The 8453-nt window shown below is 70.2% G+C and carries 8 protein-coding genes and 2 pseudogenes; 4 read left to right on the forward strand and 6 right to left on the reverse strand.

The window, feature by feature from the left end; genetic code table 11:
* From A5714_RS19280 to A5714_RS19295, 4 genes and pseudogenes are all read left to right on the forward strand, one after another.
* Positions 1-550, forward strand: a pseudogene (locus A5714_RS19280) (MarR family transcriptional regulator); the annotation flags it as partial.
* A gap of 25 nt (positions 551-575) precedes the next feature.
* A complete protein-coding gene (locus A5714_RS19285; protein WP_068287860.1) occupies positions 576-1295 on the forward strand; it encodes a pirin-like bicupin family protein in 720 nt (239 codons plus the stop codon).
* Positions 1296-1353: 58 nt separating this feature from the next.
* Positions 1354-2808 carry a YhgE/Pip domain-containing protein gene (locus tag A5714_RS19290; RefSeq protein ID WP_068287862.1) on the forward strand — a complete coding sequence of 485 codons (1455 nt, stop codon included), beginning with the start codon at positions 1354-1356 and terminating at the stop codon, positions 2806-2808.
* Between the two features lie 63 nt (positions 2809-2871).
* A complete protein-coding gene (locus A5714_RS19295; protein WP_156747394.1) occupies positions 2872-3996 on the forward strand; it encodes a phosphodiester glycosidase family protein in 1125 nt (374 codons plus the stop codon).
* On the opposite strand, the gene A5714_RS19300 is transcribed toward A5714_RS19295, so the two are convergent.
* The 6 genes and pseudogenes from A5714_RS19300 to A5714_RS19325 form a co-directional block, all read right to left on the reverse strand.
* A complete protein-coding gene (locus tag A5714_RS19300; RefSeq protein ID WP_068069766.1) occupies positions 3989-4633 on the reverse strand; it encodes a YoaK family protein in 645 nt (214 codons plus the stop codon). The two genes, A5714_RS19295 and A5714_RS19300, sit on opposite strands and share 8 nt — an antisense overlap.
* A gap of 71 nt (positions 4634-4704) precedes the next feature.
* Positions 4705-5430: a mammalian cell entry protein gene (locus A5714_RS19305; RefSeq protein WP_068287864.1), complete on the reverse strand. Its 726-nt coding sequence runs from the start codon at positions 5428-5430 to the stop codon at positions 4705-4707.
* Positions 5397-5951, reverse strand: coding sequence for a mammalian cell entry protein (locus A5714_RS19310; protein ID WP_068069760.1), 555 nt, complete (start codon positions 5949-5951; stop codon positions 5397-5399). The genes A5714_RS19305 and A5714_RS19310 overlap by 34 nt, the downstream gene beginning before the upstream one ends.
* Positions 5948-6931 carry an RDD family protein gene (locus A5714_RS19315; protein ID WP_068287866.1) on the reverse strand — a complete coding sequence of 328 codons (984 nt, stop codon included), beginning with the start codon at positions 6929-6931 and terminating at the stop codon, positions 5948-5950. The genes A5714_RS19310 and A5714_RS19315 overlap by 4 nt, the downstream gene beginning before the upstream one ends.
* On the reverse strand, positions 6928-7767 hold the full coding sequence (locus A5714_RS19320; RefSeq protein ID WP_068287869.1) for an Mce protein: 840 nt from the start codon (positions 7765-7767) through the stop codon (positions 6928-6930). Before A5714_RS19320 ends, A5714_RS19315 begins: the two co-directional genes overlap by 4 nt.
* Positions 7737-8453, reverse strand: a pseudogene (locus tag A5714_RS19325) (MCE family protein); the annotation flags it as partial. The gene A5714_RS19320 and the pseudogene A5714_RS19325, both read right to left, overlap by 31 nt.

Genomic DNA, 8453 nt, shown 5'->3' on the forward strand with positions numbered 1-8453 from the left:
GCAGATCGGCGGCCGGCACCTGATCACGATCGACGCGGTCGGCCACGGCACCGATGGCGAGCACGCCGTCGGCCAGCGCTTCCCCATCGACCCGCCGTTCGGGCTGGTCGCCATGGCGTGGCGCGACGACGAGTTCGTCCGTGCCTGGTTGCACCGGGTGCTGCCCCGCCTGACCCGCGACGAGATCGCCGACCACCAGCGGGTCCTCGCCGACATCCGGGCCCGGGGTTACGGCGCGTGGCGCTTCGACGACAGCCACGGGTCGCTGCACCACCGGCTGGCCGACGTGCTGGCCTCGCTGGAACCGACCGATCGGGTCGCCCGCCAGCTGCGGACGCTGATGACCATGGTGACGCTGCAGTCCGTCACCGACACCCTCGAATCCGATTTGGCCAGCACCGAATTCGTGGTTCTGCCGATATTCGGTCCGGGCGGTCAGCCCGACTACCAGATCGAGATCCACCTGGGTCGTTCGCCGGGGCTGACGCTAGCCGAGCTGGACGCCGCCCTCGCGCGCGCCCAGCGGCTGCTCACGGCCACGGTCACCTGACGGGCCGGGCCACTAGGCTGAGGCGATGCACGCGGAGATTCGGCGCGCCGCAGACCGGGCCGTCACCGCGACGCCCTGGTTGACGTCGCGGCATTCGTTTTCCTTCGGCGACCACTACGATCCGGGCAACACCCATCACGGCCTGCTGCTGGTCAACAACGACGACATCGTGGCGCCGGCAACGGGATTCGACACCCATCCGCATCGGGACATGGAGATCGTGACCTGGGTGCTGCGAGGCGAGCTGTCCCACCGCGACTCCACCGGCACCCGCGGTGTCATCTATCCCGGGCTGGCACAACGCATGTCGGCCGGGAGCGGCATCCTGCACTCGGAGAAGAACGAATCCCGCACGGAGCCTGTGCAGTTCGTGCAGATGTGGGTGGCGCCGGACGAGTCCGGCCTCGACCCGAGCTATCAACAGCACGACGTCGACCGGGCCGCGCTGGACGGTGACCTGGTCCCCATCGCGTCGGGCCGGCCCGCGCACGCGGCGGCCATCACCTTGCACAACCGCAACGCCGCGCTGCTCGGCGCGCGCCTGCGGACCGGTGACACCGTGACGCTGCCCCCCGCGCCGTACCTGCATCTGTATGTGGCCCGCGGCGGCGTGACGGTGGAAGGGATCGGCGCCGCCGCCGAGGGCGACGCGATCCGGTTCACCGGCGACGACGGCAGGCGGGTGACCGCGACGGAACCGGCCGAGCTGTTGGTCTGGGAGATGCACGCCCGGCTGGGCGGCTGACGCCATGACGGTCCGGCGACTCTGCCCATAGAGTTGGGCACGACAGACAGGAGTCGGCATGCCTCACTCGCACGCGCAGCACGCGGCGCCCAACCCGAATCGCAACGTCAAAGCGATCGGCACCGTGCGCTTCTGGGCGGCGCCGCTGCTGATCACTTTGGCGCTCATGTCGGCGCTGTGCGCGCTGTACCTCGGGGGCATTCTCAACCCGACCACCAACCTGCGGCACTTCCCCATCGCCGTGGTCAACGAGGACGCCGGCCCGGCGGGCGCCCAGATCGTCGACCGCCTGACCAACGGCTTGGACAAGGACAAGTTCGACATCCGCGTGCTGCCCCGCGACGAGGCCAGGCATCAGCTCGACACCGGCCGGGTGTACGGCCAGCTGCTGATCCCGCCGAGCCTGTCGTCCAAGCTGCGTGACTTCGCGACCAGCGCGGTGGCGCCGGCGCGCGTCGAGCGCCCGGCCATCACCATCTCGACCAACCCGCGGGCCGGCACCATGGGCGCGAGCATCGCCGGGCAGACGCTGACCTCGGCGATGGGCATTGCCAACGGCATCGCCGGTCAGCGGCTCACCGAGCAGGTCGCCGCGCAGACCGGCGGGGCGCCGCTGCCCGGCGCCGCGGCGGCCGGCCTGAGCGATCCGATCGACATCCAGTCGACCGTCTACAACCCGCTGCCCGAAGGCACCGGCAACGGCCTCTCGGCGTTCTACTACGCGCTGTTGCTGCTGCTGGCCGGCTTCACGGGCAGCATCGTGGTCAGCACGCTGGTCGACGCGCTGCTCGGTTACGTGCCGGCCGAATTCGGTCCCGTCTACCGTTTCGCCGAGCAGGTCAAGATCTCGAGATTTCAGACGCTGCTGGTGAAGTGGACGATGATGGTGCTGCTGGCGCTGTTGACGTCGGGGGTTTACCTGGCAATCGCCGACGCCCTCGGCATGCCCATCGACCTGGGCTGGCAACTGTGGCTCTACGGCGTGTTCGCGATCGCCGCCGTGGGGATCACGTCCAGCTCGTTGCTGTCGGTCCTGGGCACGGCGGGGTTGCTGGTGAGCATGCTCGTCTTCGTGATCCTGGGCCTGCCGTCCGCCGGGGCCACCGTCCCGCTGGAAGCGACGCCACCCTTCTTCCGCTGGCTGGCCGAGTTCGAGCCGATGCACCAGGTGTTCCTGGGCGCCCGCTCGCTGCTGTACTTCAAGGGCCATCCCGGCACCGGCCTGGGGCAAGCGCTGATCCTGACGACGATCGGGCTGGCGATCGGGTTGCTGCTGGGCGGCATCGTCACCCGGCTGTACGACCGCAAGGGATTTCACCGCATCCCCGGCGCGGTCGAGTTGGCGATCGCGGCCGAGCACCAGGCGCAGCACCAGGCCCGCCGCGGCAAGCAGGCGCCCGCGACGACGCCGGCCACCGACACCGGGGCCGGCACCGGGGAAGGTGCGGCCGAGGGCCCCGCTGCCCACCCGGCCGAGCCGGCCGAGTCCGAAAGTTCAAGCGAGCGGCCGTAATTCGAACGCCGCCCGACCGTCACGCTGTCGTGATCATGTTTGACAGTGTTACTGATGTGACTGATGATATTGGTGTTGCATCGGTTCCGGGCGGAAAGGGCCAACGTGCTGACCGTACGCGCCAGCTTGCGCCGGCTGGCGGCATGCTGCACCGCCGTCGTCGCGTGCCTGGCGCTGGCCGGCACCACGGGCCAACCCCTGGCGCACGCGGCCGACGGCCGGGACCTGCTGGCCAACGCGATCAGCACCACCCGCGGCGCGTACCTGGTGTACAACTTCGGCCCCGGTCATCCGGCGCCCATGCTCAACGCCGGCGGCAGTTGGTACGAGATGAACAACGGCGGCCACCTGATGATCATCAAGAACGCGGCCGGGCGGCTCTCCCCGCACCTGCTGGTGGACACCCACCAGGGCGACCAGGCGCGCTGTGAGAACAACCCCGCCGCGCGCACCGGCGAGGGGCTCTGGCAGGCATCGGAGCTCTACGCTCCGCTGCAGGCGTGGCAGCGGATGGGGCAGCCGACCATCGCGATCAACGCCAACTTCTTCGACGTCCGCGGCCAGAAGGGTGGTTCGTGGCGGCAGACCGGGTGCAGTTCGCCGTTGGGCGCCTTCGTGGACAACACCCACGGCCAGGGTCGCGCCAACCAGGCGGTGACCGGAACCGTCGCCTACCCGGGCAAGCAGGGGCTGTCGGGCGGCGGCGAGAGCTGGAGCGCCCTGACCACCATGATCATGCCGTCGGGCGGCGCGCCGTATGTGGTGTGGCCCCGCACCAAGAGCGACTACGACGCCGCCACCCCGGTGGTCGCGGACCTGCTCAACCGCAACGAACGGTTCGTCGCGGTGTCGGGGATCGGGCTGCTCGCGCCCGGCAACACCGGGCAGTTGCACGACGGCGGGCCGAGCGCCGCGCGCACGGCGTTGGCCTACGCCAAGCAGAAAGACGAGATGTACATCTTCGAGGGCGGCAACTACACGCCCGACAACATGCAGGACCTGTTCCGCGGGCTGGGCAGCGATACCGCCGTGCTGCTCGACGGCGGCGGATCCTCGGCGATCGTGTTGCGCCGCGACACCGGCGGCATGTGGGCCGGGGCCGGCTCGCCGCGCGGCTCGTGTGACACCCGCGAGGTGCTGTGCGATTCCCACGAGCGGGCCCTGCCCAGCTGGCTGGCCTTCAACTAGCGGTCTGCGGCGCGAGCCGGAAGATCAACAGGCTGCTCGCCACCACCGCCGCGGTGACGGCGAAGACCGGCGCGACGACGACCCGCGACATGGTCGCGCCGACGAACGCTCCGGCGCACATCGTCACGACGACGGCGATGCGCAGGTTCTGGCGCTCGCCGCTGCCCCCGGCCAGGCGACTGTCCAGACCGAGGCTCACGATGGTCGACGTCAACACCGTGGTGGACAACTCCGGGATGCCGAACTGGCGGGCGCTGGTGTGCTGCAGGCCGAAGGTCACCGCCAGCAATCCGATGATGATGAGTTTGGTGTTGTCGTGGTAGTGCAGGGCGCCTACGCCGCCCAGCACGGACAGCGCTATCAGCACCACGATCTCCGTGATCAAGATGGTGGTGATCCACGGCCGGGTCCGGTCACCGAATCCGCGCCACAGGCGGCCGCTGACCACGGTGGTGCAGACAAACGTCGGCAACGCCACCGCGACCGCGGTCAGATCGATCGTGGTCCTCGGCGCCAACCAGAACCCGAGGAAGATCACATTGCCCGTCATGTTGGCGACGAACACGTGGCCGAGCACCAAGATACTGATCGAGTCCGCCAGCCCCGTGGCGAAGGTCAGGAGCAGCAACGCCACCACGGTCCACCGCTCGGAGACCGGCGAGGTTGCGGGCACGAGCTGCAGTCTATTTCGCGGGACTCGTCGACGCGCTACACGTGCGGCGTGAGGTCCAGCGAAGTGATGGTGGTCATCCGGGTCACCAGCCACCGGCTCTGGGAACGCTTCATGAACAGCCGGTAGGACAGGTACTTCAGCGACGGGATGTTCTTGGTCAGCGGGCTGGTGGACGAGGTGTTGGTGTAGACGATGACGACGGCGTTGTTCTCGTCCAGGGACTCCACCGCCGCGCCGGTGACCTCGGTGCTGTTGGTGATCTTCGCCTGCTTGTTGGGGGCGACGATGGCGTCGACGAACTTGCGGTACTGCGCCTCGAAGTCGCCGCTGAGGTAGGCCGACGCCCGGTCGGCCAGGGTGTCCATGTTCTCGGGGGTGTAGGTCCACAGCGTCGTGATCGCCCTGGCCGCGGTGCGCGCGACGTTCAGCTTGGTCGCGGCGGTGGCGCGGTCGGAGAGGTACGGCTGCAGGGACGCGCCCGCGAAACCGGCGGACCCGACGAACAGCACGGCGGCGGCGACCACCGCGATCGCCAGCCGCTTACCGGCCAGCCGCTTGCGGCGCCGCCCGTCGGGCGCCGGCTCCGTGGGCGCGTCGTCGTCATCGACGGCGTTATCGTCGACGGCGTCACCGTCGGCCGCCGGGGACTCGGCCGCCGTGGAATCGGTTGCCGCGGCGGCGCTTTCGGCGCCCTCGTCGGGACCCCTCGATGCGCGGTCCTGCGCGGTCAGATCACCTGTTGCAGACTGCTGATCTTCCACTGGTTCCCTTCCCGCGTGGCGGTGGCCGCCCAACGATTGGTGTTTTCCACGACCTGCTTCTCGTCCGGCGTCTTGCTGGAAATCGCCGTGGCGACCATGACGGTGACGCTGCCGTCGTCGTTCCAGCGCTCCACGCCGGCACCCAGGATGGAGCCGGTGGCCGGTTCGGCGCGGGCCACCTGCAGCAGAATCTGATTGGCGTTCTGCTGGAATTGCTTGGCGAAGTCGCCGGTCGCCTCGCCCAGGATCCGCGTCACGTAGTCGTTGGCGTGGAACGGGTCGACCGACGTGAACTCCGTCATGAAGCCGCTCACGTAGCCGATCACCTCGCGATCCTTCGACGCGGCGCGCTCGCGGTGCTGATGGGCGATGAGCATCAGCGCGCAGCCGGCGATGGCCGCAACCATGAGCACCGCGGCGATCGTGGCGACCCAGGGCAGTTCTCGGGAGCGCGGCGCCGGCACCGGCTGATCGACCAGCAGCGGACGCTCACCGGGGGCGATCCTGCGCCGGGGGCTCACTTGCCGCTCCCCGGCGGTCGGGGTTTGGCCAGCACGGCGAGGTCGTCGACCAGCCACCGGTCGTCGCTTGTCTTGGCGAAGACGACGCGCACGGTGGCGCTGATGTAGCGCTGCTCGGGTCCGGTGCCGCGCCGGCCGTGCAGGAACAGCAACATGGTGGCCCGGTCCGGGCTGGCCGACAGGATGGCGGCGTCGGCCGGCCAGTATTCGTTGATGACCGGGTTGCCCTTCTGCACCAGATCCTGCTGGGCGGCCAGCTGGCCGCGATAGCTCTCGGTGGCCAGCGACCGGGCCCGGGCGAAGTCGTCGCGCAGCGACTTGGGGTCGTAGGTCAGCATCTGGGCGACGATCTTCGGTCCCTGCGTCGCGACCTCCGCCCTGGTCTGGTCGGATTGCCGTTCCGGGGCGAACACCGCCCAATAGCCCACGGCGGCGCCGGCCACGCACAGGGCCGCCGCCGCGGACAGCGCCGCCACGGTCCAGCGCCGGATGCGCGGCGGCGCGGCGTCCGGGTCGAGGCGGCGGACCTCGGTGCGCGTCAGCATGTCCGCGAAGGTGCGACGGCGCGAATCCCACAGCGGCCACAGCCATCCGACCACGGACACGAGGTCGACGAGGTGCGCCGCGTCGCGCAGCAGCAGCTCCCAGGGTCCGGGCGCCGCGCCGTCGCGGCACCTCACCGCGATGCCCATGAGCCCGCGCCCCAGGCTCCAGCCGGTGATCGTCGGCAGCAACAGGCGGTTGGCGAGCACGAGCAGGGTGACGAGCCCGAGCGCCACGATGCACACCCACCACCACGCACCGCGGGCCGGCACGGCCAGCGACACCAGGGCCAGGGTCGTGACGACGGCGGTGCCCGGCAGCACGTCGACCGCGACGGCACCGACGCGTAACGCCCACGGCGCCAAGACATCCCGCGGCGAGCGCGGGGTCACCGGGGGTGGCGGCGGGGTCTGGACCTTGTCGAGCACCACCGTCACTTCGTCACCTGGTCGAGCTTGGATATCTTGTACTGGCCTTCGGCGAGCGCCATCTTCACCCGCAGCCGGTAGCCCGTCTCGTTCTGCGCCTGGTCGCTGGCCACTTTGACGCGCAACGCGACCAGCACGTCGATCGACCCGTCGCGGTTGTTGCGCTCGACCGCCGCGCGGGCGTCCGCCACCTGCACGTGGATGTTCGCCGCCTGGTAGGCCTGCACGAGCATGCTGGTGTACAGCAGCGCCTGCGAGCGGAAATTGTCGGTGCCGCAGTCGATGATCTTCTGCTCGCTGGCGTTCATGGCGTTGGTGTCCGGGGCCTGGGTGGCCGACACGCAGTCCACCGCCGCCTTGAGCGCCGCCGCGTCGTTGCGGGCGATCGCCTGGCTCTCCTGGTGCGAGCGCAGGGCGAGATAGCCGCCGGCGCCGATGCCGCCGGCGCCCAGCAACAGGGCCGCCGCGATGCCGACCAACCAGCCGCGACCCAGGCGCGAGGCGGGACGCTCGGCCGGGGTGTCGGTCGCGTCGGACCCCGCCGGAGGGTCGGTGGGTTCCTCGGCGTCATCGGGGTCCACGGTGTCGGCCACAGAGGTCGCCGGGGCACCGTCGGCGGGCGGGTCCTCGACCGCGTCCTGCGCCGTTTCGGGGGCCTTATCGGAGGCCTCATCAGAGGCGTCGTCGGACCTCGTGCTGTCCTGCTCGTCGGCGACGTCCCCGGTCTGCGGGTCGGCGGCGCCGACCACCGGCTCTTCGGGAGTCTTCAGACGACGCCTACGGGAACGGCCAAACTTCGGCATCGGTGGGGGGTTCAGCCGGCTGGCGCCAGCATCTCCTTCCATCCGTCGTCTCCTGTTCGGGTCGAGTTCTCGACGGAGTACTTCACTCCGTCCGGCCCTACCAGTTCACCGCTTTGGGGACTGTAGATCGCCGCCGGAGGCCCGCTGGGGGTGTACACACACGGGTTGGGCTGCTGGCCGTTGCACTGCACGGTACCCGAGCCCGGCCGGGACACCGGATCGCTCACCGGCGGGGGCGTGCCCGCCACTCGGTCCGACGGCGCCGGGTTCAACCCGTTGTTGATCGACGGCGCCGGGATCACCAGGCCCGGCTTGACCGGCTGGTCACAGCGGGCCGCCGGCGCCGGGCAGGTCAGGAACTGGTTGGGGTCACCGAACCAGGGGTTGGTGCCCGCCGGCACGTACGGCTTCGGGTCGCGGCATTCGCGCGGCGTGGCCGCCCGCTTCCCAGGGATGTCGACGCAGGGAATGTTGCGCGAACCGCGGACGCTGTTGGCCGGGGTGTCCATCGGGATCTTGCAGTAGGTGCCCGTCGGCAACGGTTGCAGGCTGGTGTCAGCCGGGGACCGCCACTCCGGCGCGGGGATGAAGCCCGTCAGGCAGGGCGGTGGCTGGTTGATGGACAGCGCCAGGTCCAGCGCCGCCATGTTGGGGAACGGCGCGGCCACGGTCTGGGCGATCGACGCGCCCTGCGGCAGGAACACCAGGACCTGCTCGACGCCGGTGTG

Source organism: Mycobacterium sp. E2462 (assembly GCF_001672685.1).
GTDB lineage: Bacteria > Actinomycetota > Actinomycetes > Mycobacteriales > Mycobacteriaceae > Mycobacterium.